The 26,406-nt window shown below is 50.8% G+C and carries 26 protein-coding genes and 1 pseudogene; 18 read left to right on the plus strand and 9 right to left on the minus strand.

Features of this window, described 5'->3' with window-relative positions; all coding sequences use genetic code 11:
• The first annotated feature begins 134 nt into the window (after positions 1 to 134).
• From ACXX82_RS02305 to ACXX82_RS02320, 4 genes are all read left to right on the plus strand, one after another.
• Entirely contained in the window at positions 135 to 2,114 is a 1,980-nt protein-coding gene (locus ACXX82_RS02305) for an ATP-binding cassette domain-containing protein (protein WP_322240730.1), read from the plus strand.
• Positions 2,072 to 3,046 (plus strand): Rossmann-like and DUF2520 domain-containing protein, encoded by a 975-nt coding sequence (locus ACXX82_RS02310; RefSeq protein ID WP_458562314.1) that lies wholly within the window; start codon positions 2,072 to 2,074, stop codon positions 3,044 to 3,046. The genes ACXX82_RS02305 and ACXX82_RS02310 overlap by 43 nt, the downstream gene beginning before the upstream one ends.
• 208 nt (positions 3,047 to 3,254) lie before the next feature.
• Positions 3,255 to 4,052: a cystine ABC transporter substrate-binding protein gene (locus ACXX82_RS02315; protein WP_322240732.1), complete on the plus strand. Its 798-nt coding sequence runs from the start codon at positions 3,255 to 3,257 to the stop codon at positions 4,050 to 4,052.
• A gap of 193 nt (positions 4,053 to 4,245) precedes the next feature.
• Positions 4,246 to 4,908 (plus strand): amino acid ABC transporter permease, encoded by a 663-nt coding sequence (locus ACXX82_RS02320; RefSeq protein WP_458562315.1) that lies wholly within the window; start codon positions 4,246 to 4,248, stop codon positions 4,906 to 4,908.
• A 100-nt stretch (positions 4,909 to 5,008) separates the two neighbouring features.
• Here ACXX82_RS02320 and ACXX82_RS02325 read toward each other — a convergent pair whose 3' ends face one another.
• On the minus strand, positions 5,009 to 5,164 hold the full coding sequence (locus tag ACXX82_RS02325; protein ID WP_322239659.1) for a hypothetical protein: 156 nt from the start codon (positions 5,162 to 5,164) through the stop codon (positions 5,009 to 5,011).
• Positions 5,165 to 5,274: 110 nt separating this feature from the next.
• Positions 5,275 to 5,514, minus strand: coding sequence for a hypothetical protein (locus ACXX82_RS02330; protein ID WP_322239661.1), 240 nt, complete (start codon positions 5,512 to 5,514; stop codon positions 5,275 to 5,277).
• Positions 5,515 to 5,728: 214 nt separating this feature from the next.
• On the opposite strand from ACXX82_RS02330, the gene ACXX82_RS02335 reads away from it, so the two are divergent.
• The 13 genes from ACXX82_RS02335 (at position 5,729) to ureG (ending at position 18,286) form a co-directional block, all read left to right on the plus strand.
• The gene (locus ACXX82_RS02335; protein ID WP_322239663.1) at positions 5,729 to 6,589 is read left to right on the plus strand and encodes a ferritin-like domain-containing protein; all 861 of its coding nucleotides are present in this window, start codon (positions 5,729 to 5,731) and stop codon (positions 6,587 to 6,589) included.
• Positions 6,590 to 6,920: 331 nt separating this feature from the next.
• Positions 6,921 to 8,174 carry an urea ABC transporter substrate-binding protein gene (gene urtA / locus ACXX82_RS02340; RefSeq protein ID WP_458562316.1) on the plus strand — a complete coding sequence of 418 codons (1,254 nt, stop codon included), beginning with the start codon at positions 6,921 to 6,923 and terminating at the stop codon, positions 8,172 to 8,174.
• A 210-nt stretch (positions 8,175 to 8,384) separates the two neighbouring features.
• Positions 8,385 to 10,001 carry an urea ABC transporter permease subunit UrtB gene (urtB, locus tag ACXX82_RS02345; RefSeq protein WP_458562317.1) on the plus strand — a complete coding sequence of 539 codons (1,617 nt, stop codon included), beginning with the start codon at positions 8,385 to 8,387 and terminating at the stop codon, positions 9,999 to 10,001.
• Between the two features lie 86 nt (positions 10,002 to 10,087).
• Positions 10,088 to 11,191 (plus strand): urea ABC transporter permease subunit UrtC, encoded by a 1,104-nt coding sequence (gene urtC / locus ACXX82_RS02350; RefSeq protein WP_458563947.1) that lies wholly within the window; start codon positions 10,088 to 10,090, stop codon positions 11,189 to 11,191.
• Positions 11,188 to 12,042, plus strand: a complete 855-nt coding sequence (urtD, locus tag ACXX82_RS02355; RefSeq protein WP_322239668.1) for an urea ABC transporter ATP-binding protein UrtD — start codon at positions 11,188 to 11,190, stop codon at positions 12,040 to 12,042. The genes urtC and urtD overlap by 4 nt, the downstream gene beginning before the upstream one ends.
• Positions 12,043 to 12,173: 131 nt before the next feature.
• Positions 12,174 to 12,872, plus strand: a complete 699-nt coding sequence (gene urtE / locus ACXX82_RS02360) for an urea ABC transporter ATP-binding subunit UrtE (protein WP_458562318.1) — start codon at positions 12,174 to 12,176, stop codon at positions 12,870 to 12,872.
• An 8-nt stretch (positions 12,873 to 12,880) separates the two neighbouring features.
• Entirely contained in the window at positions 12,881 to 13,843 is a 963-nt protein-coding gene (locus ACXX82_RS02365) for an urease accessory protein UreD (RefSeq protein WP_458562319.1), read from the plus strand.
• A gap of 55 nt (positions 13,844 to 13,898) precedes the next feature.
• On the plus strand, positions 13,899 to 14,201 hold the full coding sequence (locus ACXX82_RS02370) for an urease subunit gamma (protein ID WP_205320292.1): 303 nt from the start codon (positions 13,899 to 13,901) through the stop codon (positions 14,199 to 14,201).
• Between the two features lie 65 nt (positions 14,202 to 14,266).
• The gene (locus ACXX82_RS02375) at positions 14,267 to 14,629 is read left to right on the plus strand and encodes an urease subunit beta (protein ID WP_458562320.1); all 363 of its coding nucleotides are present in this window, start codon (positions 14,267 to 14,269) and stop codon (positions 14,627 to 14,629) included.
• Positions 14,626 to 16,326: an urease subunit alpha gene (gene ureC / locus ACXX82_RS02380; protein WP_322239678.1), complete on the plus strand. Its 1,701-nt coding sequence runs from the start codon at positions 14,626 to 14,628 to the stop codon at positions 16,324 to 16,326. Before ACXX82_RS02375 ends, ureC begins: the two co-directional genes overlap by 4 nt.
• Positions 16,327 to 16,341: 15 nt before the next feature.
• Positions 16,342 to 16,863: an urease accessory protein UreE gene (gene ureE / locus ACXX82_RS02385; protein ID WP_458562321.1), complete on the plus strand. Its 522-nt coding sequence runs from the start codon at positions 16,342 to 16,344 to the stop codon at positions 16,861 to 16,863.
• A 13-nt stretch (positions 16,864 to 16,876) separates the two neighbouring features.
• Positions 16,877 to 17,557 carry an urease accessory protein UreF gene (locus ACXX82_RS02390; RefSeq protein ID WP_458562322.1) on the plus strand — a complete coding sequence of 227 codons (681 nt, stop codon included), beginning with the start codon at positions 16,877 to 16,879 and terminating at the stop codon, positions 17,555 to 17,557.
• Positions 17,558 to 17,635: 78 nt separating this feature from the next.
• Positions 17,636 to 18,286: an urease accessory protein UreG gene (ureG, locus tag ACXX82_RS02395; protein ID WP_322239684.1), complete on the plus strand. Its 651-nt coding sequence runs from the start codon at positions 17,636 to 17,638 to the stop codon at positions 18,284 to 18,286.
• Between the two features lie 24 nt (positions 18,287 to 18,310).
• Here the strand turns inward: ureG and ACXX82_RS02400 are convergent, their stop codons facing one another.
• The 6 genes and pseudogenes from ACXX82_RS02400 to gabT all read right to left on the minus strand — a co-directional run bounded on the left by ACXX82_RS02400 (position 18,311) and on the right by gabT (position 25,138).
• Positions 18,311 to 19,615: an MFS transporter gene (locus ACXX82_RS02400; RefSeq protein ID WP_458562323.1), complete on the minus strand. Its 1,305-nt coding sequence runs from the start codon at positions 19,613 to 19,615 to the stop codon at positions 18,311 to 18,313.
• 52 nt (positions 19,616 to 19,667) lie between these two features.
• Positions 19,668 to 20,231, minus strand: coding sequence for a cysteine hydrolase family protein (locus ACXX82_RS02405; protein WP_458562324.1), 564 nt, complete (start codon positions 20,229 to 20,231; stop codon positions 19,668 to 19,670).
• Between the two features lie 231 nt (positions 20,232 to 20,462).
• Positions 20,463 to 20,924, minus strand: a complete 462-nt coding sequence (locus tag ACXX82_RS02410; RefSeq protein ID WP_458562325.1) for a MarR family winged helix-turn-helix transcriptional regulator — start codon at positions 20,922 to 20,924, stop codon at positions 20,463 to 20,465.
• Positions 20,925 to 21,145: 221 nt separating this feature from the next.
• A pseudogene (locus tag ACXX82_RS02415) lies at positions 21,146 to 21,432 on the minus strand (ABC transporter permease subunit); the annotation flags it as partial.
• Between the two features lie 224 nt (positions 21,433 to 21,656).
• Positions 21,657 to 23,111, minus strand: a complete 1,455-nt coding sequence (gene gabD, locus ACXX82_RS02420; protein WP_458562326.1) for an NADP-dependent succinate-semialdehyde dehydrogenase — start codon at positions 23,109 to 23,111, stop codon at positions 21,657 to 21,659.
• 713 nt (positions 23,112 to 23,824) lie between these two features.
• On the minus strand, positions 23,825 to 25,138 hold the full coding sequence (gabT, locus tag ACXX82_RS02425) for a 4-aminobutyrate--2-oxoglutarate transaminase (RefSeq protein ID WP_322239694.1): 1,314 nt from the start codon (positions 25,136 to 25,138) through the stop codon (positions 23,825 to 23,827).
• Between the two features lie 108 nt (positions 25,139 to 25,246).
• On the opposite strand from gabT, the gene ACXX82_RS02430 reads away from it, so the two are divergent.
• A complete protein-coding gene (locus ACXX82_RS02430; RefSeq protein WP_458562327.1) occupies positions 25,247 to 25,417 on the plus strand; it encodes a hypothetical protein in 171 nt (56 codons plus the stop codon).
• A 386-nt stretch (positions 25,418 to 25,803) separates the two neighbouring features.
• Here ACXX82_RS02430 and ACXX82_RS02435 read toward each other — a convergent pair whose 3' ends face one another.
• Positions 25,804 to 26,370 (minus strand): hypothetical protein, encoded by a 567-nt coding sequence (locus ACXX82_RS02435; RefSeq protein ID WP_458562328.1) that lies wholly within the window; start codon positions 26,368 to 26,370, stop codon positions 25,804 to 25,806.
• Positions 26,371 to 26,406 lie beyond the last annotated feature (36 nt).

Here is a 26,406-nt window from a genome sequence, read left to right on the forward strand (position 1 = left end):
GCCATAATTGATGCTAAATGTGCTTCCAGGCATGCAGCATTTATTCTGGTCAATGTGAATACTGCGTCACTTAGCTTCCCCCAACGCATTTCCAACACACCATTTTCATGATACGTTTCCTACAAGTTTCAATGATGCGCGGCATCAAGCCGCTGCTCGACAAAGTCGATATTACCCTCAATCCGGGTGACAAAATCGGCCTGATCGGGGCTAACGGCGCCGGTAAATCAAGCCTGTTCGGACTATTACGCGGCGAACTTCACGCCGATGCCGGCGAGATCGACTTTCCCTCCAAATGGCGCATGGCATACGTCGCGCAGGAAACCCCTGCCCTTGACCGTCCAGCGTTGGAATACGCCATTGATGGCGACATCACGCTGCGTCGTCTGGAAGAAGAATTGGCTTTTCTGGAAAGTGAACCGGAAAGCGCTGCCAATGGCACGTTGATCGGCGATTTGTATAGTGCGCTGGCCGACGCCGATGCGTACACGGTGCGCTCACGTGGTGAACAATTATTGACCGGCCTTGGTTTCTCAATGGCACAAATGCAAGAACCCGTCGCCAGTTTTTCCGGTGGTTGGCGCATGCGTTTGAATCTGGCGCAAGCGCTGATGTGTCCGTCCGACTTGTTGCTGCTTGATGAACCGACCAACCATTTGGATCTTGATGCCATTATCTGGCTGGAAGACTGGCTCAAACGCTATACTGGCACACTGATTATCATCTCGCATGATCGCGACTTCCTTGACGGCGTCGTCAATGTCATCGTGCATATCGACGAACGCAAATTGAAGCGTTATACCGGCAACTATTCATCATTCGAACGACAACGTGCTGCGCAAATGATTCTGGCCGCTGGTGCGCTTGAAAAGCAAACCCGTCAACGCGCACATCTTGAATCATTTATCAGTCGCTTCAAGGCGCAGGCAAGCAAAGCCCGTCAAGCGCAAAGCCGGATGAAAGCACTCGCCAAAATGGAAGAGCTGGCACCACTGCGCGCCGCTGCTGAATTTTCTTTTGAGTTTCGTGAGCCACTGAGTGCGCCTAATCCGTTATTGACGATGGAAGATGTCAGCGCCGGTTATCGGATTGAAAGCGCAACCAGCCATGATGTCACGGAAAAAGTTATCATCGCCGGGATCAACTTCTCACTGCAAATTGGTCAGCGAATTGGATTGCTGGGCGTCAATGGTGCGGGTAAATCAACCTTCATCAAAACCATTGCAGAGGAACTGAAACCACTGCACGGTGACGCCCAGTTCGGTAAAGGTTTGTCGATTGGCTATTTTGCCCAGCATCAAGTTGAAATGCTGCGTCATGACGAATCACCGTTATGGCATTTGGCAAAAATTGCGCCGACGACGCGTGAACAAGAGCTACGCAATTTCTTGGGTAGCTTTAACTTCAACGGCCCGATGGTAACCAGTTCTATCGCACCTTTCTCCGGTGGCGAAAAAGCCCGTCTGGCCTTAGCCTTGATCGTCTGGCAGCGCCCCAACCTGCTGCTGCTGGATGAGCCGACCAACCATCTGGACCTGGAAACCCGCGAAGCGTTGACCATGGCGCTGGCGCAATTCGAAGGCACGCTGGTACTGGTATCGCATGATCGTCATCTGTTACGCGCAACGACCGATCAATTCATTATCGTTGCCGATGGCAAAGTGGAACCGTTTGACGGCGATCTGGACGACTACAAAGACTGGCTATTCAAAACCAAGCTTGCTGCCAAAAACGTTGGTAAAGATGCCGGCTTACCTAAAACCAAGGAAACCGCAAAAATCACCAGCGCAGTCGCACCCGCCGCAGCGCCGCAGGTTGACAGCGCAGACCGCCGCGAACAAAAACGTCAGGATGCAGAGGCGCGTCAAAAACTCGCGTCGTTGAAAAAGCCGATCGAATCAAAGATCAAACGTTTAGATGAGCAGTTAGCAAAACGTAACGCACAAAAAGCAACCGTTGATACGCATCTGGCCAATCCGGAAGTGTACGATAAAGATAAGAAGAAAGAGCTCACAACTTTGCTGACCGATCAGGCGTTTTACGCCAAAGAGTTGGCACAACTGGAGGCTGAATGGCTAGAACAGCAGGAAGCATTGGAACAGCTGGGCAACTAACCAAGGTGCGCAATACTGCAGATAAGACGATTGCCGGTATTGACTCCTACGATGTCAGCGATGTCAACAATAAGGCGACTGGCCAGCAAAACGCTGGTCACGCTCTCGCTGTGCCAACCCTTTCCATCATCGGTTGCGGTAAAGTGGGGAAAACCCTTGCGCGGCTTTGGCACGCGCATCAGGCATTCCAGTTACTGGACATATTAAATCGCTCCTCCGATAGCGCGCAGCAAGCGTGTACGTTCATTGGCGGCGGTAATCCCGTCAACACCTATGCCGAGTTACGCCACGCAGATGTCTATCTGATCGCAGCTGGTGACGATCAGATAACCGCCTGTTGTGCCGCACTTGCCGCTAGTGGAAAGCTCTCTGCGCGCAGCGTCGTCTTCCATTGCAGCGGCGCGTTAGGTTCCGATACACTGATTTCTGCGGCCGAGCAAGGCGCGGCAGTTGCCAGCATTCATCCAATTCGTAGCTTCGCTGATCCACTACAAGTTACTGAAAATTTCGCCGGTACCTACTGCGGCAGCGAAGGCGACACCGTCGCGTTCGCCCGACTGATTCCCGCATTTGACGCCATCGGTGGATGTTGCGTCGCCATCAAACGCGAAAACAAAATTTTGTATCACGCAGCAGCGGTATTTGCATCAAACTATCTGGTAACGCTGATCGATGTGGCCCGTCAAGCTTACGTAGAGGCGGGTCTGCCGCCCGACGTTGCACTACGCTTAATCGAACCACTGCTCATTGAAAGCGCCACTAACGCCTTTAAGCTAGGCCCGGCAATCGCCCTTACCGGCCCGATTGCGCGTGGCGACATGGACACCGTCAAGCGACAACGTGACGCGGTGCAGCATTGGAACCCCGAAATTGCCGGGCTATACCAACAGTTTGAAGGATTGACGTTGCATCTGGCGCGACAAAAACCCTAAAGAAATTCATAAAAGATTTTTCTTTTTACTAAACAACTATCTAACAACCAAACCATTACTTCCCATTCGTCAGGATGAGCGCTTAATATAGTCGTTAAAATTTTTATCAACATATACACACGGATGGCCCAAGTCCGCAATTTGCTAATCCCTTTAGCTTAGCGATATCACTCAATTCACACCGACCGAAGGATTAAAAATGGCTTCAATAAAACTTTCCAGTTTGACCAAAATCGCCGCTGCCGTTCTTATCTCTAGTTTAGCGGTCAGCGCTTTTGCCGCCGACCTTCTCGATACGATCAAAGCACGCGGAACACTCAAAGTAGCAATGGAAGGCAATTACCCTCCATTCAACTTTAAAGACCCTAAAAATGGTCAACTTACCGGCTTTGAAGTCGACGTGGCTAATTTGATCGCAGCCAAACTCGGCGTAAAAACAGAGTTCACCACGACTGAATGGAGTGGCATTCTGGCGGGCCTGGGTGCAGGAAAATATGACGTGATTCTGAATCAGGTTGGCATCACCGATGAGCGCAAAAAAGCATTCGATTTTTCTATTCCGTACACGATTTCCAGTGCGCAGCTGATCGTCCGTAAAGATGAAAAACGCAACTTCACTAGCCTGGAAGATTTAAAAGGTAAAAAACTTGGTCTGGGACAAGGCACCAACTTCGAACAAAAAGCGAAAAGTGTCCCAGGTATTGATGTCAAAACGTATCCAGGCTCGCCAGAATATTTATCAGATCTGGCAAGCGGTCGAATTGATGCAGCCTTGAATGACAGCTTGTTGGTTGGCTATTTGTTAAAAAATACCAAGCTACCGTTAAAAGCCGGTGCACCAATTGGCGCAGTCGATAAAATTGGTATTCCGTTCCAAAAAGGCAACCCAAAATTTCAGGCTGCTCTTGACAAAGCCATTGAAGACATCCTGAAAGATGGCAGTTTTAAACAAGTGTCGATGAAATGGTTCGGTATCGATGTCAGCAAACCGCCGACTGCAAAGTGATAGCATTTGCGACGTATCATTTCTAAGCCAAAGAGATTTTTTCGGCGATAATCTAAGGATGCATCAGATGGATGCCATTAATGCAATGCATTAACAAACCATTCACGGCTTAGCTGTTTTAAAATGAGCGTCTTATCAGCGCAACTATCCCCGCCCGAATTGTCGTGCGGGGATATTTTTTCACAAAGACATTATGGAATTACTGGAATTGTTGCAGCTTGCACTGCCGACCTTGATAAAAGGCGTGGGCTACACCCTGATATTTGCGGTGGCATCAATGCTAGGCGGTCTTCTACTCGGTTTTCCGCTGGCGGTTGCGCGCATTTTGCCGTCGCGCCTGTGTCAATGGCCTGCCACCGTCTATGTCAGCTTGCTACGCGGCACGCCCTTGCTGGTGCAGATTTTTGTGATTTATTATGGCCTGCCAAGCGTTGGCATCAATTTTTCTCCCTTGACTGCCGGTATCCTTGCATTAAGTCTCAATTCATCAGCCTATCTGTCCGAAAGCCTTCGGGGCGCTATTATTGGTGTGGATAAAGGTCAATGGTCGGCCAGTTACAGCATCGGTTTGACATATTGGCAGACACTGCGCTATATCGTCGTTCCTCAAGCCATCAGGATTGCCGTGCCTTCGATGAGCAATACACTCATCAGTTTAATAAAGGACACGTCCTTAGTGTCGGTCATCACCGTCACGGAACTGATGCTGGCAACTAAAGAAGTCATCGCCGTGACCTTTCGTCCACTGCCCTTATATCTTGCAGCCGCGGTGATGTATTGGTGTTTAAGCATTTGCTTTGAGCGCCTTCAAAGCCGTCTTGAGAAGAAATTGGGTAAAGCGCATAAAACTAACTAAGTTTTATGCGGCTCTTCTGCGCTGTAGAGCGCTAAACCGACTCAAAACCAGCGCTCCGCAATTTGTCTATGCCGGTCCAGATACTTTTAAAACCAAATATCTAGAAATTGCTCGGATTATGATCTGGTACCGGATCCTCTTCAGGGCTAGGGACGGGTCCCGGTCCTGGCAATGGTGGCTCTTCCGCCGGGACGGGTGTTGGCGCGCGGTGCCCAATACTGCCCGCTTGCGATTCAAAAAAGGCTGCTTCAGGCATGCTCTTCTCCGTCTGATGTAAGATTTTTATCGACAGTTCTCAAGGACAACTCTCAGTTCAAGCTCCCCATTACGCCAATCAATGGCGCTGATAACTTTTAAAATCTGAGTTTACTCCGTCAACGCAATCAAATTATCAACCTCAATTTTAGCAAAATCGACACTGCTATCGAACGCCGTATCACGGGTCGAATGTGCACTTTCCGTATTATTTCTACTAGTAACCTGAGCGCCAGCAATAAGAATTTGGTATCCATCGTGCCAAAGATCATCGTGGCCTTGCGTCGGCAGTGGCACGATGGTGTAACCACGGTAGTCAATATTTTCATTTTGATTATCAGCTGAGAGCATTTTTTACCTCCATTGAATTGGTCGGAAATTTATCTAAATATCCTAGCATGCGACCGAAAATTACGCATCTCGTGTCGATGATGTACTGTGTAAGAGTGATAACGTTATTGAAAGTGAACCAAATCCATTGTTATTCGTCCTACTTGCAGTGGTGCAAGAATCTATGCGTTTTCATTATCCACCCGCAGTCTCAACTAGTTTGGAGAGATCGATCATGACAACACACAGCACGCACAGCGAGGACGAATCGACCACAGAGCATCAGCAAACCCCGCATTGGCGTATTGACGACCTGGCATTCTCGACAATCGATATTCCAGCCGTTCGTTCGGACGAAAATCTATTTTATCTCGTCGCCTGCGCCTCATTTGTAGAAAGCGGTTCCGATTTATATACGCAAAATTTAATTGCTTATTACGGTGACGATCCAGAAATAGCCGACTGGTTAACCCACTATTGGGAAGTAGAAGAACTACAGCACGGCAATGCCTTAAAAGCGTACATTGCCCACGTCTGGCCAGAATTCAACTGGCAACTTGCCTATAACGATTTTCTCGAAGAGTATTCGCGTTATTGCAAGGTCGAACTGCTTGAGCCTAGCAAAGCCCTTGAAATGGTCGCCCGTTGCGTTGTCGAAACTGGCACTGCCACTTTCTATCAAGCATTAGCCCGCAGCACCAATGAGCCTGTCATGCGCGATTTAGCAACGCTGATCGCAAACGACGAAGTTAATCATTACAAACATTTCTTCCGCTATTTTCGCCGTTTGCGCCAAAAGGAAGGCTTAAGTCGCCGCCATATTTTCGGTGCTTTGCGCCGACGCACATTTGAAATGAAAACCGAAGATAGTGCATGCGCTTTACGGCACGTCTTCAAGTTCCGCGAACCAGAACACGCCAACGACTCCTTACGTTTAAAAACAATTAGCGCAATGATGAATACGACCGTGCGCACCAATCTGCGCGCCGATATGACTATTAAAATGATGATGCGCCCTCTCGACCTGCCACCCGTACTCCAAACTCTGGTCGCCTATCCGGTGACACAAATTATGAACCGGGTTTTTTTACGTTAGGATTTTGGAGCTAGTCCGTGCGCCAAAGCACTTCATCACGTTTTCGGCTCACCAATCTGGCCGCAGTGGTAACAATATCACGCCCTAAAATAATCCGACCGCACTAACTCAGTGCGCAGTCAGGTTGTGCTTTTACTAACACGCACTCAAAAGACGCGCACTTTCGGCCCACGGTTCGAATGCTGTCTATCTTATAACCCTATTGTCATAAAACTGATTCCCCAGTGCAATTTCCAAGGGTGATGCCATTGGCATGCATCCTGCTAATACAGGTGGGAGGCTAGTACAAATAGTGATTGCCCTCTCATCCATACATAACAAGGGGATTTACATGACACGTCGCACAGTCTTAAAAGCTACAGCACTTGGGGCATTCGCACTCGCCGCAGCATCTTGGCTGCCGTCGGCGTTTGCCGCCGACACCATCAAAGTCGGTATTCTGCACTCCCTATCAGGCACCATGGCAATTTCAGAGACATCTTTGAAAGATGTCGCGCTGATGACCATCGCAGAAATCAATGCGCACGGCGGTGTAATGGGCAAACAATTGGAGCCGGTCGTCGTCGACCCAGCTTCCAACTGGCCGCTATTCGCTGAAAAAGCGCGTCAACTGATTTCGCAAGACAAGGTTTCAGTCGTATTTGGCTGCTGGACATCAGTGTCACGTAAATCGGTTCTTCCGGTTTTCAAAGAAACCAACAGCCTTTTGTTTTACCCGGTCCAATATGAAGGTGAAGAGTTAGAGAAAAACGTTTTCTACACCGGCGCAGCGCCAAACCAGCAAGCTATTCCTGCAACAGAATATCTGATGTCCAAAGAAGGCGGCGGAGCTAAACGCTTTGTACTGCTGGGAACCGACTATGTCTATCCACGCACAACCAACAAAATTTTGCGTGCCTTCCTGCATAGCAAAGGTGTCAAAGATACTGACATCGACGAAGTGTATACACCGTTCGGTCACTCCGACTATCAAACCATCGTTGCTAACATCAAGAAGTTTGCAGCAGGCGGCAAGACTGCCGTTATCTCGACCATCAACGGCGACTCCAATGTTCCTTTCTACAAAGAACTGGGCAATGCAGGCTTGAAAGCTACAGACGTTCCAGTCGTGGCCTTCTCGGTCGGGGAAGAAGAGTTGCGCGGCGTGGATACCAAGCCATTGGTTGGCCATCTGGCCGCATGGAATTATTTTGAGTCGATCAAAAATCCTGTCAATGCTGCCTTCATCAAAAAATGGAAAGCCTACGCAGTTGCGCAAAAACTACCTAACGCCAGCACTGTCGTGACGAACGATCCAATGGAAGCGACCTATGTCGGCATCTACATGTGGAAACAAGCAGTAGAAAAAGCGAAATCGACTGATACCGATAAAGTCATCGCCGCGATGGGCGGTCAGAAATTCAATGCGCCGTCAGGCTATGTATTGGAAATGGACGCCACCAATCACCATCTGCACAAGCCAGTAATGATCGCCGAAATCAAAGCTGACGGTCAGTTCAACGTCGTCAACAAGACCAAGACCACTATCCGCGCGCAACCCTGGAGCCCATACATCGTGGGTAACGAGAGCAAGCAAAAGCTGTAATCGTCTCATTGCAATAAGTGTCAACCGCCTCATTCACCACGCATGATCATAAGATTTAGCGCGGCGAATGAGGAAATGAGGATACAGCAAAGTATCGATGCATTACCAAACACTAGCAACACCATTTCTTGTTGAGATGAACTGCTTCTGACGGCTTGCTTCAAGTCCGTCACCGCAGACAACGCTTTACCTTACTCAAAAAAGAATGCAATGAATCGGCTCAAAAAAACGCTTATCATCGGCTGGCTCTGCATTCAAACGATGGCAGCACATGCCGCCGTTGATCCAGCACTCCTAAAATCATTAGCCGGAGACGATCCGGATGTCCGTATCGAGGCTGTCAACAAGATTGCAGCACTCGCTAACGAAGATGCCGCAAAAATCCTCAATGCGCTTAATACCGATGCGCTGTATTCCCGACCCAACGGTGATGTACTGATCATCGACGACACGAAGACTGACAACCCGGCGTTTAATCCTGCGACCGATCAATCCGGCGCAACACCAGATGATGCAGAAGGTATCAGTGTCAACAACCGACTACGCGGCGCTGTCGAAGGTGCGCTATCGGGATTGAAGCTATTCTCTCCAGATAGCAAACGGCGCATGGCAGCAGCAATCGATTTGTTGAAAGACGCCAATCCGGCCCAGATTCCGCTCATCAACAAAGCCCTACAAAAAGAAAACGATCCTGACATTCAGGCCACTTTGCAACAGGTCATCGCCACCGCCAACTTGCATGCGACTGATCCCGCATTGCGCAAAGCGGCAATTAAAACCCTTGCCACCAGCACCAACGCCAGCATCAAACCAGCGCTGGAAAGACTATTGGATAAAAATCCCGATGGCAGTTTTATCGAGCCAGATGAATCCATCCGAATTGAAACGGTTCGTACCCTGGGCGCATTGGATCGCCAGTTGGCAACCACTGAGTTCATCGGAAAAGTGTTTTACGGCATCTCTCTCGGCAGTGTCCTATTGCTAGCCGCGCTGGGTCTCGCCATTACCTTTGGGCTAATGGGCATCATCAACATGGCGCACGGCGAAATGTTGATGATCGGCGCTTACACCACCTACGTCATCCAGATGTTATTTCGCAAGTTTCTACCCGGTGCGCTGGACGGATATTTGTTGGCGGCCTTGCCAGCCGCATTCATCGTCACCGCCGCAGTCGGCATTGCGCTAGAACGCTTGGTCCTGCGCTGGTTATACGGTCGGCCACTTGAAACACTTCTCTGCACATGGGGAATTAGCTTGATGCTGATGCAAACCGTACGCACAATTTTTGGCGCTCAAAACGTCGAGGTCGCCAATCCATCCTGGATGTCGGGCGGTGTCACTGTGCTCGGCTCGCTGGTTCTGTCATACAACCGCATTGTCATTATCTTCTTCGCCTTGTTTGTCGTATTTGCAGTCTGGCTGATTCTAAACAAAACCCGCCTTGGCTTATTTGTTCGCGCAGTCATGCAAAATCGTCGTATGGCGGCGTGCGTCGGGGTCGCTACCGACAAGATCGACATGATGACCTTCGGCCTCGGCTGCGGCATCGCTGGGCTGGGCGGCGTTGCGCTTTCCCAACTCGGCAACGTTGGTCCAGATCTGGGTCAAAGTTATATCGTCGATTCATTCATGGTCGTGGTCCTCGGCGGCGTGGGTCAACTGGCTGGAACGGTGATTGCCGCCATTGGCCTAGGCGAAGTAAATAAATTTCTTGAACCGGTCGCGGGCGCAGTGCTGGCCAAAATCGCGATTCTGGTATTCATTATTGTATTCATTCAAAAACGTCCACAGGGCTTATTTGCACTGAAAGGCAGGAGTGTCGAATGAAAAGCTCTACCATTATTCCGCCCCCGTTGGCGTCTGGCGACTCTATAACCAAAGTTGAGGCGCAACCGCAAACCTCATTCCCGGTCATGCCTGCAAAAACATCACTGTTCTCGCGACCAGCATGGATCGGCATTGGGATTTGCGGCGTGATTCTGTGCCTGCTCCCGATACTCAACCTGAGTTTTCCTGACGGACACCCGCTGCATATTTCAAGTTACACCGTCGCCCTTATCGCCAAATTCATGTGCTACGCCATGGCGGCGTTGGCGCTGGATCTGGTGTGGGGTTACGCCGGTATTTTATCCCTCGGTCACGGCGTCTTTTTTGCGCTGGGCGGTTACGCGCACGGCATGTACCTCATGCGGGCGATCGGCCGCGACGGCGTCTATCAAAGCAACTTGCCTGATTTTATGGTGTTTCTGGATTGGAAAACCTATCCATGGTTCTGGTCGATGACTGACAACTTCTGGTACTGCATGGCGTTGGTCGTGTTGGTGCCGGGCGCATTAGCGTTTGTATTCGGCTATTTTGCGTTCCGCTCGCGGATCAAAGGCGTCTATTTTTCAATCATTACGCAAGCGATGACCTTTGCCTTTATGTTGCTGTTCTTCCGCAATAATACCGGCTTCGGCGGCAACAATGGCTTCACCGACTTCAAACGGATTCTAGGTTACTCGATTACCGCGCCATCTACCAAGGCCGTGCTCTTTTTGATTACCTTTGCGTTTTTGTTAAGCACATTGGTGTTGTGCCGCTGGATCGTCAACTCCCGCCTCGGACGCGTGTTACAAGCCGTCCGTGATTCCGAATCACGTCTGATGTTCATCGGCTATAACCCGCTATGGTTCAAGTTATTTGTCTGGACGCTTTCAGCAGTGTTATGCGGCATTGCCGGTGCGCTCTATGTCCCACAAGTCGGCATCATTAACCCATCCGAAATGTCGCCCGCCAACTCAATCGAAATGGTAATCTGGGCAGCGGTCGGCGGTCGTGGATCGTTGATCGGTCCGATCATCGGTGCCTTCACCGTCAACGGTTTGAAGAGCTGGCTCACGGGCGCATTTCCCGAACTCTGGTTATATGTACTCGGCCTCATCTTCATTCTGGTCACCCTCTTTATGCCACAGGGAATGGTTGGCGTCGCAGTCAAATTAAAACAAAAATTCAGTGCCTCTAAGGAGTCTGCATGACCGAGCTCTTTAATCCAAAATTGCCCACTGGCACTGTCGACAACAGCCGACACTCCGACCATGGCACATCATACGCTCGGCTCAAACCCGAGGGCCTTGACACCAGCCACGGCGCGATTCTGTATTTAGAAAATATTACCGTTTCGTTCGATGGTTTCAAGGCGTTGAATAATCTAAATCTGGATATTTCGGTCGGCGAATTACGCTGCATCATCGGCCCTAACGGCGCTGGCAAAACCACGATGATGGACGTGATTACCGGGAAAACCCGGCCCAGTTCTGGTACAGCTTTTTTTGGCCAGACCATCGACCTGACGCAACTCACCGAATATGAGATTGCCCACTTAGGCATTGGTCGCAAATTTCAACGCCCTACGGTATTTGAGCAACATACCGTGTTTGAGAATTTGGAACTGGCGATGAAAATGGACAAGCGCGTCCGAATCACGCTGTTCGCAAAATTAACATCGGAGCAATTGGGAAAGATCGATGAAATTCTAAGACTGATCCGTCTCAACGGTCAGGAAAGCAGATTAGCAGGTTTGCTTTCCCACGGTCAAAAACAATGGCTCGAAATCGGCATGCTGCTGATGCAAGAACCGCAATTAATATTACTGGATGAACCGGTCGCCGGCATGTCGGACGCCGAAACTGCTCGCACCGCTGAACTACTCAATGAACTGCGCGGCAAACATTCGATTGTCGTGGTTGAGCATGACATGGGCTTTGTCACCGAAATTGCCCAACAAGACAAAGTTACCGTCCTGCACGAGGGATCAGTCCTTGCCGAAGGCAAGATGTCCGAAGTCCAGGCAGATGAGCGCGTCATCGAAGTTTATTTGGGACGTTAATATCACTCAAAGTGGCATCGTTGACGCCAGACAATATAAAAATGGCGGCGACCATTCAAAACTGGATTGCGCAAATTACCGCTCGGTGCGGTTCTACGTAAGTCCGAAAAAGATCATCAGGAAAATTGCATATGTTAAACGTCGAGCAACTGAACCAATATTACGGTTCCTCCCATACTTTGCGGGGCGTGTCATTAAACGTGGAAAAAGGCAAATGCCTGAGTCTGCTGGGACGCAATGGCGTCGGCAAAACAACCTTGCTGAAATGTCTGATGGGCGTATTGCCAGTTGCAACCGGCAAAGTGACGCTGGAAGGCCGCGACATTACCAAGTTAAAACCACATCAGCGCGCCGCCCTTGGCATCGCTTATGTCCCGCAAGGTCGCGAGATTTTTGCCCGCCTGACGGTTGAAGAAAATCTATTGATGGGCATGGCGACCAAATCCGGCAAGAAAGCCTCGCTGATCAAAGGTGAAGTCTACGAACTTTTTCCGGTATTAAAAGAAATGCTGCAACGGCGCGGCGGCGATCTGTCCGGCGGCCAACAACAGCAACTTGCCATCGCCCGCGCTTTGCTGGCCGAACCAAAACTGATCATCCTTGATGAGCCGACCGAAGGCATTCAACCGTCAATCATTAAAGACATTGGTCGCGTGATCCGGCTTTTACGCCAAAGGGGCGACATCGGTATTCTGCTATGCGAACAATATTTCGACTTTGCTCAGGAGCTGGCTGATAACTTTATCGTCATGTCGCGTGGAGAGGTTGTTGCATCCGGAACACAGGCACAAATGGATGATCCGAGCGTTAAAAGACACTTGGCGGTATAGTCTCGAAAATGAAATTTGTTGATGCCCCAGACCTTCCAATACCGACCAAAACGCTCGGCCCAACCGTATCCGCGGCACTCGTCTCCGCAGCAGATCAGCGCGTATTTCCGGATTCAACGTTATCTCTGCAAACCAATAAACCCGCTCCATGGCAGGCCCGGCTAACGCTGGGATTTGCCAACGATCAAGGCACAACGCGCCTCATCGAACGCAGCCATTTTGGACCGTTGCGGGTACAAAAAACGCTTTACCCAGAACACCCTTCAGTCTGCCACGCGATCATTATCCATCCACCCGGTGGCGTCGTTGGCGGTGATCAATTGACAGTCTCAGCCACAGTCGGTGACCACGCGCACGCGCTCATCACCACACCCGGCGCAGCGAAATGGTACAAAGCCAACGGCAACGTGTCGCAGCAGCAAGTAAATCTCACCGTCGATGAGGGTGCGACGCTTGAATGGCTGCCGCAAGAAACCATCTTCTTTAACCACGCCGCTGTCAAACTAGATCATCAGGTTACGCTCGCCGCCGATGCCAACTACATCGGCAGCGAAATACTATGCTTCGGGCGTACCGCATCAGGCGAGTCATTTGATGATGGCAAAATAATGCAGCGCACCAGTATTCGTCGCAGAGGCAAACTGATCTGGTTCGAGCAAGGCACATTAAGCGGAGGCACGGCAGCTATGCGCAGCCCTTTGCGGCTAGCCAACTATACCGTCTGCGCCACGCTGATCGCCGTGGGGAAAGCATTACCAGCCAAGGTCATCAATGACCTGCGCGAGGCCAGCAACCAGTTGGTCGACGGTCAGGCGATGATCGGTGCAACACAAATGAAATCAGTCATGGTGCTACGATTTCTTGGTCATTCCAGCGAACTTGCCAGACAATGGATGACGCAGGCGTGGCAACAGATCAGGCCAGAGTTATTAGGACGAGAAGCCGTGATTCCCCGTATCTGGAATACCTGAATATGGCGTTTCAATCAGACAAAAAACGTAACAAGATAAAGAAGGAAAGAGCCAAATGGAACTGACTCCCCGCGAAAAAGACAAACTATTGATCTTCACCGCCGCGTTATTGGCGGAACGACGCAAAGCCCGTGGATTGAAACTGAATTATCCAGAATCAATTGCCTTGATTACTGCCGCGATCATGGAAGGCGCACGCGATGGCAGAACGGTCGCTGAGCTGATGTCGGAAGGCACTAAAATTCTCAGTCGGGCGGACGTGATGGACGGTATCGCCGAGATGATCCACGACATCCAGGTGGAAGCCACTTTTCCGGACGGTACCAAGCTGGTGACGGTGCATCACCCGATTCCGTGATTTCAGCGCTACTGTTTGCTCACTTACCCTATTTTGTTCCCTCATTTTAGACACTGGAAATCACCATGATCCCCGGCGAAATGCTGATCGAAGACGGCGACATCGAACTCAATGTCGGCCGCAGAACTACCATTGTCACAGTCGCCAACAGTGGTGACAGACCGATTCAAATTGGCTCGCACTATCACTTTTATGAAACCAATCCAGCGCTTATTTTTGAGCGGGACGACGCCTATGGCATGCGCCTCAATATTGCTGCCGGTACTGCCGTGCGTTTTGAGCCGGGCCAGAAGCGGACCGTTGAACTGGTCGCGCTAGCGGGTGAACGCAAGGTCTACGGTTTCAATAGCAAAGTCATGGGCTCACTGGACAAAAAAATGGACCAAAAAGAAGAAAAAATTCCACAGATTCAGAAGGAAGCCAAATGAGCAAAATTTCACGTCAGGCCTATGCCGAAATGTTTGGTCCGACTACCGGCGACCGTATCCGCCTGGCAGACACGGCATTGTTCATTGAGATCGAAAAGGATTACGCAACTTACGGCGAAGAAGTTAAATTCGGCGGCGGCAAGGTCATCCGCGACGGCATGGGTCAGTCGCAACGCAATCACCGTGACGTCATGGATACCGTCATCACCAACGCCGTCATTCTCGACCATTGGGGCATAGTCAAGGCCGATATCGGCCTAAAAAGTGGCCGGATCGCCGCCATCGGCAAAGCGGGCAATCCCGATATCCAACCCGACGTCACCATGGCAATTGGCGCAGCAACCGAAATCATTGCTGGCGAAGGCATGATCGTCACCGCTGGCGGCATCGACTCACACATTCACTTCATCTGTCCGCAACAAATTGAAGAAGCATTAATGAGCGGCGTGACCACCATGCTAGGCGGTGGTACCGGGCCGGCAGTTGGTACGGCAGCGACAACCTGCACGCCGGGACCATGGCATTTGCACGCCATGCTATCGGCCGCGGATGCTTTCCCCATGAATCTGGGATTTCTTGGTAAAGGTAACGTCAGCCTGCCAACGCCATTAGAAGAACAAGTGCGCGCTGGTGCAATCGGCCTGAAGCTGCACGAGGATTGGGGTTCCACCCCAGCGGCCATCGACAATTGCCTGAACGTCGCAGACCGCATGGACGTGCAGGTTGCGATCCACAGCGACACCTTAAACGAAGGTGGCTTTCTGGAGCACACACTGGCGGCGTTTAAAGACCGCACCATCCATACCTTCCATACAGAAGGTGCGGGCGGTGGCCATGCGCCGGATATTATCGCCGCAGTCGGTCAAGGCAATGTGTTACCGTCCTCCACCAATCCGACCCGTCCTTACACCGTCAATACGTTGGACGAACATCTGGATATGCTGATGGTCTGCCATCATCTTGACGCGTCGATTGCAGAAGACGTCGCCTTTGCAGAATCCCGAATTCGGCGCGAAACCATTGCCGCAGAAGACATCCTCCACGACATCGGTGCCATCAGTATGATGTCGTCCGACTCGCAAGCAATGGGCCGCGTTGGCGAAGTTATCATGCGCACCTGGCAAACCGCCCACAAGATGAAAACCCAACGCGGTTCGTTGCCGGAAGACAGCAGTCGCAACGACAACTTCCGCGCCAAACGCTACATCGCCAAGTACACGATTAATCCGGCCATAACGCACGGCATTTCTCATGTAGTCGGCTCCATTGAAGTCGGCAAGATCGCTGATTTAGTCCTGTGGAAACCAGCCTTCTTCGGCGTCAAGCCATCCATGATACTAAAAAGTGGCATGATTGCGGCAGCACAAATGGGCGATCCAAATGCCTCCATTCCTACGCCCCAACCGGTCCACTATCGGATGATGTTTGGTGCGTACGGCGGCGGCCTCAAAACCTCATTAACCTTCGTTTCGCAAGCGGCGTATGACGATGGCATCGGCGACTTGCTTAAACTAAACAAACCGGTGGTTGCGGTTAAAAATATGCGTCACTTACGCAAGCATCACATGATCCACAACAGCGCCACGCCGCATATGGAAGTCGACCCGGAAACCTACGAAGTGCGCGCCGATGGCGAACTATTAGTCTGCGAACCGGCAATCATCTTACCGATGGCGCAACGTTACTTTTTATTCTGATTGTTTCAAACATTTATGCTAACTCTTAATACAAAAATCGACCATGCCGACCGCATTGATGGCGAACTGGTATTGCCCTACGACCTGCGTGAAAAAAGCCGTCTGCGCGCCGCACTTACTTCCGGGCAGGAAGTTGGCGTCTTTACCGTCCGCGGCACAGTCCTGCGCCATGGCGATCTGATCGCTGGCGAAGACGACGACGGTACGCAATCGGTGATAAAAATAATCGCCGCTGACGAGGCCACGTATCGCGTTGAATGCGCGACGCCATTCGCACTATTACGTTGCGCATTCCATCTTGGTAATCGCCATACACAGGCACAAGTGGGAGATGGCTTTCTACGCATTCGCAAAGATACCGTATTGCGAGAAATGCTGGAAGGTCTTGGCGCAAATGTGATTGAGCAGTTCGCCGCATTCGAACCAGAATCCGGCGCGTATGGCGGCGGACATCACCACAATGATGGCTTATTAGCCCCCGTCCCGCTGCGCCAAAAAATTCATCGGCCCGGCGACAAGCCAGAAACCACAACCTAAACGGATCGCCACCATGCAAGCGACCGCTCTGCTCCACTTGCTGCAACTATCCAGCCCATCGCTGCCGATTGGTGCCTATAGTTATTCGCAAGGTCTGGAATCGGCGATAGAACGCGGGCTGGTAAAAGATCAGGCCTCCGCGCGGGACTGGATCATTGATCATCTACATCACGTTGTGGCCTATTTTGAAGCACCGATTTTATGGCGCTTGTTACAGGCTTTTGAACTGCGTGATGCTGATGCGGTGCGTGTCTGGACCGAACGTTTTATTGCCGCACGTGACACCGCCGAGTTCCGCGCTGAGACCATTCAAATGGGCTACTCTTTAGGCAAGCTGGTGATTGATCTGCACATTGGTGATGCCACGTTGATCGCCCTATTGCAGGCAGAACCTGAATTGCCATTACCGACCGCATTCGCCTTTGCCGCTGTGGCACTCAACATACCGCACGAAGCCACGCTGCTGGGAATGCTGTTTACATGGGCCGAAAATCAGGTCTTGGTCTGTGTTAAATCCGTACCTTTGGGGCAGGTTTCGGGACAGCGTTTATTACTATCCTTACAGCCAGAACTACAACGTGCCGCCGAGCTTGCGCAACAAGTGGCGGACGACGACTTATCCAATTGGTCACCAGGATTATCGCTCCTGTCGATGCAACATGAAGAGCAATACAGCCGACTTTATCGATCCTGAGTTGTGCATAATAATGCCCCGTTTTAGGCGTCAGCAAGCGATACCGAATTCAACCATTTTTTGTAAGAGATTTCTATTATGAGCAACACGACCAGTACCAATACTATTGCCACCCCAAACCCATTACGCGTCGGCATTGGTGGCCCCGTCGGTTCCGGCAAAACGGCACTGTGCGAGATGTTATGCAAAAGTATGCGTGACGACTATGAAATGGCGGTCATCACCAATGACATCTACACCAAAGAAGACATGGAAATCCTCTTGCGCGCCGATGCATTGCCAGCCGAACGCCTGATGGGCGTGGAAACCGGCGGCTGCCCGCACACAGCCATTCGCGAAGACGCCTCGATCAATCTGGAAGCGATTGCCCGCATGAGCGCCGACTTTCCTGACCTTGATCTGATTTTGCTGGAATCCGGCGGTGACAATTTAGCCGCCACTTTTAGTCCTGAATTGTCCGACCTCACGATCTATGTCATCGACGTCGCCGGTGGCGAAAAAATCCCACGCAAAGGCGGTCCCGGCATTACGCGCTCGGATCTTCTCATCATCAACAAAACCGATCTCGCACCTTACGTCGGTGCCAACCTTGATGTCATGGCGCATGACGCCAAACGCATGCGCGGCGACCGCCCTTTCCTCTTCACCAATTTGCGCAGCGGCGATGGCGTAGAAAAAGTCGTCGCCTTCATTCGCACGCAAGGTTTGCTGGACCGCGCAAAATCATAAATTGATACACGCCGACGCGTTAGCTTAAGTTGATGCGTCGGCATGTTGTTTCGATGGAACTGGATCACGCCATGCTATAAGCTCGTCTACGCTAAAGCGAAACCGTCCAGCGCGAAACGACACACGCAGGTGTCGGTACTTTCTCAAATAATAGATCCCAACCATTGCAGCCGCAAAGCCAGAAGCCGCGCCGACACCAAGCGCCCAACGCGGGCCGAATCGGTCTGCTACCCAACCCACCACTGGCGCACCAAGCGGTGCGCCGCCCAACGCCACCGCCAGCATTATAGCCACCACTCGCCCACGCATCGCAGGCTCGGTGGATAGTTGCACCAAACTATTGGTAGACGTGGTGAAAGTCTGCGTCGACACGCCGATGATAATCAGCGCAAGGCCAAAAAACACATAGTTAGGCATGATCGCCGCTAACGTGCAACCAATCCCAAAGACCACAGCGCCAATGAGCAGCAGCCCGATATGCGGTTGCGCCCTTCTGGCCGCCAACAACGCGCCCGCCACAGAACCGATCGCCATCGTCGACGTCAGCAAACCATATTGCCCCGATCCGGCATGGAAGACTGTCACTGACATGGTCGAGATAAAAATTGGAAAGTTAAGTCCAAAAGTACCAATCAAAAACAGCATGAGAAGCACCGCTTTCAAATCGGGACGCCGCCATACATAGTGAAATCCTTCGACTAATCCACCGGGCGTCCGCGGCGCTCTTTCGGACCGATGCAAATTACTCACGCGGAGGAATGTAAGCGAGCAAAGTACAGCAACAAAAGAGACCGCATTAATCAGGAAAACCCATCCCGAACCAACCGCCGCAATCAACAGACCGGCGAGGGCCGGTCCGATCATCCGTGCCGCATTGAATGACGTCGAGTTCAACGCCGCCGCGTTCGCAAGATCGGCTTCTCCAACCAGTTCCGACACAAACGTCTGGCGTATCGGAGCATCAAATGCAGTGACACAGCCAAGCAAAAATCCCAACAAATACACGTGCCACAACTGAATCAGCCCGAAAAGTGTCAGCAACCCCAACGCGAGCGCCAACACCCCCATCATTGCCTGCGTGGCGATCAACAGTCTTCGCCTGTCGAAATGGTCAGCAACGAAACCCGTCAAGGGCAACAAAAGCAGCTGCGGTCCAAACTGCAACGCCGTCACAATCCCAAGGGCTGTCGCATTCTTATGCGTCAAATGGGTCAGCACTAACCAATCCTCCGTGGTGCGCTGCATCCAGGTGCCGACATTAGACACAAGGGCACCACCCACCCAAAGCCGATAATTGACATTATTTAATGACCGGAAAGTACCCATCACCGTACCACTATCGCAAGCTTTGCTTGTGCGGCAACCTGCGCCGCAAACCTACTCATTCGTGATCCTTATCGAGCAATTCGATGATCTCTCGCACTGAACCGGTCTCGCCCAACCGTGGAAAAATCAGCGTGATGCTATTGGCGTGCGCTTCGGAGCTCCGGTCAGTCATGGCGTCGATAGCCAGCGTGACATTGAACCCAAGCTCGTGCGCCTGACGTGCGGTCGACTCAACACCGATGCTGGTCGCCACGCCGACGATCACCACCTGTGTCACAGCACGGTCTTTCAGATACGAAGCAAGGTCGGTGTTGGTGAATGCGCCCCAAGTATGCTTCGTCACCACGGCATCATCCGGCTGCTGTTTCAGCTCCGAGACAATATCGATCCATCCCGCAGGCGGCGTCCCCATATGACGCGCTTGTTCTGTTCGCCCCGGCGCACCACCCGCTACGTTGACCAATACGATGGGTAAACCATGGCGGCGAAAGGCATCAGCCAACATCGCGGCGCGCTGTATTACTTCGCTCATAGGAGGGACGGCCGACAGAGCGGCCATGCCGTTCTGCAAGTCGACAACGATAAGTGCGGTCTGAGGATCAAGTGTAGTGACTGTCATGATATGTTTTCCTTTTTTGATGTGAACTTCAAGATGATTAAATGGTAACCGGCGCACGACGCTCGGCGCACAACACACATTGATTACAAAATGATTACAAAATGATTACAAATAAGACTTCCCTACTTCGTGAAAGTCGAAAACCAACGGACGCAGTCCGACTCAGCACCTTCGCGCAAAGCCACCGGCATTCTCGTTTCGCAATTTAATTAATACAGAGAGAAGCACAGGTTATGCATCAACCAGGCGACTAAGCAGCTTGATACTGACAGCAAGTGTTGCTTGTTCTTCCGCCGACAATTTGGTGTTGATGCTACGGAACAGCCAATCCTCCCGCGCCGACCGTGCCGCGCTGACCCATTCTCGACACGCCGTCGTGAGCGACAAGATCGTTTGTCGCCCGTCTGCTGGATCCGGCGCCCCACTCACCATCCCGGCTGCGGTCAATACGGCGACGGTTGCACCGATGGATTGCGGCCGCACACCTTCCGCCAAGGCGAGCGCTGTCACCGTTGCTGGTCCCTCGCGCTCCAAGCGACTCAGAACCGACATTTGCGATGCCGTGAAATCCCCCGGATACACCTCTTCGCGCAAGCGCCGCTTTAGTTTACCCATTAACACCCGAATCTCACCGGCAAGCATCAACGTGCGCGCCGCCTCATCATCATGGGCTTGTTGTTCGTGTTGGTTCATAGACTCATTTCGATAAACGATAAAAAAACTTCCATCCTCAATCTCCAAGCTTACAACTACGGATTACAAGGGCAAACTACAAAGCTTAACTACAAAGTTAATCTACGAAGCTTACCTTCCTATTAGGATAGATAGTTTGTTGTCCGATGTCAAGGGGGCCGCGACGTTGCTGTGAATTTGTATAAGATATGGCGCTTGTAGGGTGTTAAGTAAATCCCCATAACGCGACGACCGCTAAGCAACAATGGCATCGCAAACGCGCTGGCGCTATGGGCGAACAACAACAAGGCGCAGGATAGAATCCCCGCCATTGCCATCGGAAAAAGTATGTGACGCATAATTACCAGCGCGTAGCACCTAGCGTGGCCGCGGCTTCTTCATACGCACTGGAAGCTACTTTTAAGGCGCTCGCCATCGGCAGAACCGCCAAGGGAAATGCGGTCTGTATCAACCCCAACAGGACGCGGTTTTTACGATACAGCCATTGAATCGGCCGTTGCAGCATGCCGAGCTAGAGTTGTTATTTTGTCTACCTCGAAAGCGTCGCGAACCAGGAAAAAGTCGCACCGTTCCGTGCCTGGATCATTGAATATTGCGGGACGAATGAACAGGCAATACCGGAGCCATTTTAGCCGTGCATGGATTAACACGACTAAAGCCGCGGAACGCCCGTTATCAGTCAGTTCAATCGGTCGATTTTTTCCGGATTATTAGGATACGTATTTCAACGAATCAAATTCCGCCCATGCACAAATACTTGATGACCTGATAGTCTTCGATGCCGTATTTAGAACCTTCGCGGCCCAGACCGGATTGCTTGACGCCACCAAATGGCGCGACTTCGGTAGAAATCAGACCAGTATTGATACCGACTATGCCACTCTCAAGCGCTTCCGCCACCCGCCAGATACGGCCGATATCGCGTGAATAAAAATAACTGGCCAATCCGAATTCGGTATCGTTGGCCATCGCCACCACTTCGTCGTCAGTGGTAAAGCGAAACAAGGGTGCCATCGGGCCAAACGTTTCTTCGCGCGCCACCACCATATCGGAAGTAACATCGGCCAAAATAGTTGGCTCAAAAAAACTATGTCCCAACGAATGACGCTTGCCACCCGCAAGGATGCGCGCGCCCTTGCTCAAGGCATCCGCAATGTGCTGCTCGACTTTTTCAACTGCTTTTTGATCAATCAACGGCCCTTGGGTCACGCCCTCTTGCTGACCGTCCCCGACTTTCAACTTGGCAACTGCCGCTACCAGTTTTTCAGCGAATGCATCGTACACGCCAGCTTGCACGTACAAGCGGTTGGCGCAGACGCAGGTCTGTCCGGCATTGCGGTATTTGGACGCCATTGCGCCCTCGACAGCGGCATCCAGATCAGCGTCGTCGAAGACGATGAATGGTGCGTTCCCACCCAGTTCCAACGATAGTTTCTTAATGGTTGGCGCACATTGCTCCATCAACAAACGTCCGACGCCGGTTGAACCGGTGAACGTCAGCTTACGCACAATCGGATTGCTGGTCATTTCTGCACCGATGACACGGGCAGCGCCTGTGACAACGCTAAACACACCCGCTGGAACACCGGCGCGCTCCGCCAGTACTGCCAGCGCCAACGCTGAGAAAGGTGTGGATTCCGCAGGTTTCAGCACCATCGGACATCCCGCAGCCAACGCCGGGCCAACTTTGCGGGTAATCATCGCTGCGGGAAAATTCCAAGGCGTAATCGCCGCGCAAACGCCAATCGGCTCCTTGATCACAACAATACGATTATTTGGCGAGGTCGATGGAATGGTGTCACCGCCAGCGCGTTTACCCTCTTCAGCAAACCATTCAATAAAAGAGGCTGCATAAGTGATTTCACCCTTGGCTTCAGCCAGCGGCTTGCCTTGTTCCAATGTCATGATCAGCGCCAGATCATCCGCATTCGCCAACATCAGATCATTCCATTTACGCAAAACCACGCTGCGCTCTTTGGCCGTTTTACGACGCCATGATTTCCAGGCCGCGTTAGCGGCAGCAATCGCACGTCTGGTTTCGGTCGTACCCATTAGAGGAACCGTGCCGATAGTCTCGCCAGTAGCGGGATTAGTGACAGGAAAAGTCTCACCGTTATCGGCATCGGACCAGACACCGTTGATATAAGCTTGCTGGCGAAATAAAGAAGCGTCTTTTAATTGCAACATAAAAAATCCTTAGCGGGTAGTTAAGACAGGGAGTTTATGGGCGTTGCTATCGCAATACAGTCAAGATGCAATACAGCAACACGAAAAAGTAAGCCGGGGATGACATTATTAAGGCGGCTGAAAACTCTCAAGCCGCAGCTGCGAATATTACTGAATTTTAACCAGAGCGTGTTAACGTTCGAATGTTGATTTATAAATGGTTTGTTAGATGTTATTGGTATGGTTTCGATTCGTCGACGACTGAAACGGTTGGTGCTCCAGATGCTTGTCGGGGTGGCCCGACAGCCAGTCATATATGGACACTCTCAGTTTGACAAGCATTCAATCGATGATCAGAAACCGGTCAAGATTGCATCCATATATCGGGACTTTAGGCGGGATTATTCCCTTGTCCCTGATCGAGCCAAAAGAAACTAACCAAAAAGAAGGCGACCCCAGAGACGCCGCCCTCAGATCACCAAGTTTTTTGACTTTCAGTCAGGTTGAAAGACCAACTCGCTACACTCAAACATGTCTTCCAATAATCCCGACTGACAGCTGAAATACTTGGCAGCGTCAATGACGATAGGTCAAAAAAAAATTCAAAACAAATTCAAAGACTACCGCAACAGCCTTCATAACGTATGTGATTCAGTTTGCACCAACCTCACTTTAAGCTTTATATGTCAACACGCCCGAATGCGTCATTTTGATCGCCAGAGACAGATCAAAGACTACGCACTGCGCATCACGGTGCCCAGAATAGCCAGCGCTTCATCCATCACAGCATCAGGAATCGTCAATGGAAAGAGAAAACGAATAACGTTACCGTAGACGCCGCAGGTTAATAATAACAAGCCTTTTTTAAGTGCTTCTGTCTGGACCCGTTTAGCGAAATCGGCATCAGCATCGCGGGTGCCCGGCTTCAGAAATTCAACTGCCACCATTGCACCAAGCCCACGAATATCGGCAATCTGAGGTACCTCTGCACCCAAAATTTCAAGTTGATTCTTGAGCTTTTTGCCGAGGATATTGGCACGGTCGACCAGTTGCTCTTCCTCGATCACTTCCAGTACGGCCAGCGCGGATGCAACCGCCAGCGGATTACCGGCATAGGTACCGCCCAGACCACCAGGCGCTGCTGCGTCCATAATCTCGGCCCGTCCGCACACTGCAGACAAAGGCATACCACCAGCCAAACTCTTGGCCATCGTCATCAGATCAGGAATTACATTGTAGTGCTCAATAGCGAAGAGCTTGCCGGTGCGCGCAAAGCCAGTCTGAATTTCATCGACGATTAGCAAAATACCCAGCTCATCACATAACTTACGCAACGCTTGCATGAGTTCGACAGGTGCGCAATAAAATCCGCCCTCACCTTGCACCGGCTCCAAAATAATCGCCGCTACACGTTGCGGATCAACATCGGTCTTGAACAGCATTTGCAAGGCTGCCAGTGAATCTTTTGTTGTGACGCCATGCAACTCGACCGGGAATGGGACATGATAAATTTCGGAAGGAAATGGTCCAAAGCCCACCTTGTAGGGAACGACCTTGCCGGTCAACGCCATTCCCATCATAGTGCGACCATGAAAAGCGCCCGAGAAAGCGATCACCGCTGTGCGACCCGTTGCAGCACGGGCGATTTTGACCGCATTTTCTACAGCCTCGGCGCCAGTAGAAAAGAATGCTGTTTTTTTGGCATGAGTGCCCGGCGTGATCGCATTGATGCGCTCTGCCAGCGTAACGTAACTTTCATACGGCACAATTTGATAGGCAGTATGGGTAAATTTACCTAACTGCTCCTGAATAGCGGCCACCAGTTTGGGATGGCGATGCCCGGTATTCAGTACCGCGATACCGGCAGCGAAATCAATAAAGCGGCGATTTTCGACATCCCATATCTCTGCATTTAACGCATGTGAAGCATAAAAATCACACATAACGCCGACCCCGCGTGGCGTCGCAGCATTCTTGCGTTGGTGAAGTTGCGCGTTGGTGGAGTTGTTAATTGGTACTGTAGTGGCGTGAAAACCATCGTTTTTCATGAAAGCTCCGTTAGTGTCTGGTTATGTATTCTAAAATCCATAACGAATACTAAGGCTGCCGTGGATCTATAATATAGTGCCACTTTCAATTTTCTTATGGAGCCACTTTTGCCGATCGCCTCACTTTCCGAGTTTCTCCAGATGCGTATTGAGCGCCCTAAGAAACTGGCGTCGAAGCAAGCCATTGCAGCGAAATCCGACGGAGGCAAAGATGCAATCGCAGTGCCCTCTACGATCAGTGTATGGCTTCGAGAACAAGCCACCAGTCATCACGCGTAAAGAAACCCAAAGCTAAAACCACTTTATTCAGTCAACAAAACGCCGCTCCTTCCGCACAATAAATGCAGAAGGAGCGGCTTTTTTGCGTCGACCCGAGTCAGAAATGCGCGATGAATTTATTGCGCAGATTGATAGCGACTACACCAATAGAGCCTGTTAGCTAAAATTGAAATCAATGACAAAATAAATTTTTGGTTCAGATAGGTCAGCTACGAAAATAACATAATTGCAGAGCTGAAATTTCAGGCTTAAGTACAAAAAAATTCATTTGAATTTGCAGGAATTGGGGAAAGGAAACCTGTCTTAATTTATGCTCTTTTTTTGCCTAATGATTACGCTTTTTATTAATATCGGGAACCGTTGATGCACCATCGGGAAATGTAGTTTTATTTCATGAGCACGAGGCTACCGATAATCACCGCCATAAATAAAACACCGCCTATAACAATAGTTAGCCAATTCAATACACTAAAACGATCATTTTTATCATGATCAGGTGTGACTGCATGATTGATTTGATTCACACGGATTTGTACAGGCACGAAGAAAATTGGTGCCATCAATGAAATAAGTAAACAAATATGTCCGAGCCTGGAGATAGATGCCACAACAATCCACGCGATAGTGAGCGAACCTGCATGTAGCTTACCCTGGCTAGTATTCGGCGTTTTGAAATCACGTATTTTTTTAAACATTTGATAGCAAAACAAAAAAGCAAAGAGTGCTCGCGCAAAAGGCACAATATTGATCTTTTCCCGCGCCTTAACAAGCTGCCAATTTCGATAGAGCCAGACTATCTGGTAAAGCCCAAACGTACAAAACGACAACACTAAAAGCTTGGTAATTGAAACAGCGAAGAACGGTGTTTGCATCTCCGCTTTACCGTTAAACGAGCTAGGTACTTCTAATGGGGTTTCAGAAATAATGCTTTTTTCGTACTGGTTTGTATTCAAAATTTTCTCTACTTAGAAAGGACCTCAAGGGACCAC

The sequence above is a fragment of the Glaciimonas sp. GNP009 genome, assembly GCF_054343755.1.

What these genes read in the sequence shown, in the direction of transcription:
- ACXX82_RS02305 (WP_322240730.1), top strand. Translation starts at nt 135, where the DNA reads ATGCGCGGCATCAAGCCGCTGCTCGACAAAGTCGATATTACCCTCAAT.
- ACXX82_RS02310 (WP_458562314.1), top strand. Translation starts at nt 2,072, where the DNA reads ATGGCTAGAACAGCAGGAAGCATTGGAACAGCTGGGCAACTAACCAAG.
- ACXX82_RS02320 (WP_458562315.1), top strand. Translation starts at nt 4,246, where the DNA reads ATGGAATTACTGGAATTGTTGCAGCTTGCACTGCCGACCTTGATAAAA.
- ACXX82_RS02325 (WP_322239659.1), bottom strand. Translation starts at nt 5,164, where the DNA reads ATGCCTGAAGCAGCCTTTTTTGAATCGCAAGCGGGCAGTATTGGGCAC.
- ACXX82_RS02330 (WP_322239661.1), bottom strand. Translation starts at nt 5,514, where the DNA reads ATGCTCTCAGCTGATAATCAAAATGAAAATATTGACTACCGTGGTTAC.
- ACXX82_RS02335 (WP_322239663.1), top strand. Translation starts at nt 5,729, where the DNA reads ATGACAACACACAGCACGCACAGCGAGGACGAATCGACCACAGAGCAT.
- urtA (WP_458562316.1), top strand. Translation starts at nt 6,921, where the DNA reads ATGACACGTCGCACAGTCTTAAAAGCTACAGCACTTGGGGCATTCGCA.
- urtB (WP_458562317.1), top strand. Translation starts at nt 8,385, where the DNA reads ATGAATCGGCTCAAAAAAACGCTTATCATCGGCTGGCTCTGCATTCAA.
- urtC (WP_458563947.1), top strand. Translation starts at nt 10,088, where the DNA reads ATGCCTGCAAAAACATCACTGTTCTCGCGACCAGCATGGATCGGCATT.
- urtD (WP_322239668.1), top strand. Translation starts at nt 11,188, where the DNA reads ATGACCGAGCTCTTTAATCCAAAATTGCCCACTGGCACTGTCGACAAC.
- urtE (WP_458562318.1), top strand. Translation starts at nt 12,174, where the DNA reads ATGTTAAACGTCGAGCAACTGAACCAATATTACGGTTCCTCCCATACT.
- ACXX82_RS02365 (WP_458562319.1), top strand. Translation starts at nt 12,881, where the DNA reads ATGAAATTTGTTGATGCCCCAGACCTTCCAATACCGACCAAAACGCTC.
- ACXX82_RS02370 (WP_205320292.1), top strand. Translation starts at nt 13,899, where the DNA reads ATGGAACTGACTCCCCGCGAAAAAGACAAACTATTGATCTTCACCGCC.
- ACXX82_RS02375 (WP_458562320.1), top strand. Translation starts at nt 14,267, where the DNA reads ATGATCCCCGGCGAAATGCTGATCGAAGACGGCGACATCGAACTCAAT.
- ureC (WP_322239678.1), top strand. Translation starts at nt 14,626, where the DNA reads ATGAGCAAAATTTCACGTCAGGCCTATGCCGAAATGTTTGGTCCGACT.
- ureE (WP_458562321.1), top strand. Translation starts at nt 16,342, where the DNA reads ATGCTAACTCTTAATACAAAAATCGACCATGCCGACCGCATTGATGGC.
- ACXX82_RS02390 (WP_458562322.1), top strand. Translation starts at nt 16,877, where the DNA reads ATGCAAGCGACCGCTCTGCTCCACTTGCTGCAACTATCCAGCCCATCG.
- ureG (WP_322239684.1), top strand. Translation starts at nt 17,636, where the DNA reads ATGAGCAACACGACCAGTACCAATACTATTGCCACCCCAAACCCATTA.
- ACXX82_RS02405 (WP_458562324.1), bottom strand. Translation starts at nt 20,231, where the DNA reads ATGACAGTCACTACACTTGATCCTCAGACCGCACTTATCGTTGTCGAC.
- ACXX82_RS02410 (WP_458562325.1), bottom strand. Translation starts at nt 20,924, where the DNA reads ATGAACCAACACGAACAACAAGCCCATGATGATGAGGCGGCGCGCACG.
- gabD (WP_458562326.1), bottom strand. Translation starts at nt 23,111, where the DNA reads ATGTTGCAATTAAAAGACGCTTCTTTATTTCGCCAGCAAGCTTATATC.
- gabT (WP_322239694.1), bottom strand. Translation starts at nt 25,138, where the DNA reads ATGAAAAACGATGGTTTTCACGCCACTACAGTACCAATTAACAACTCC.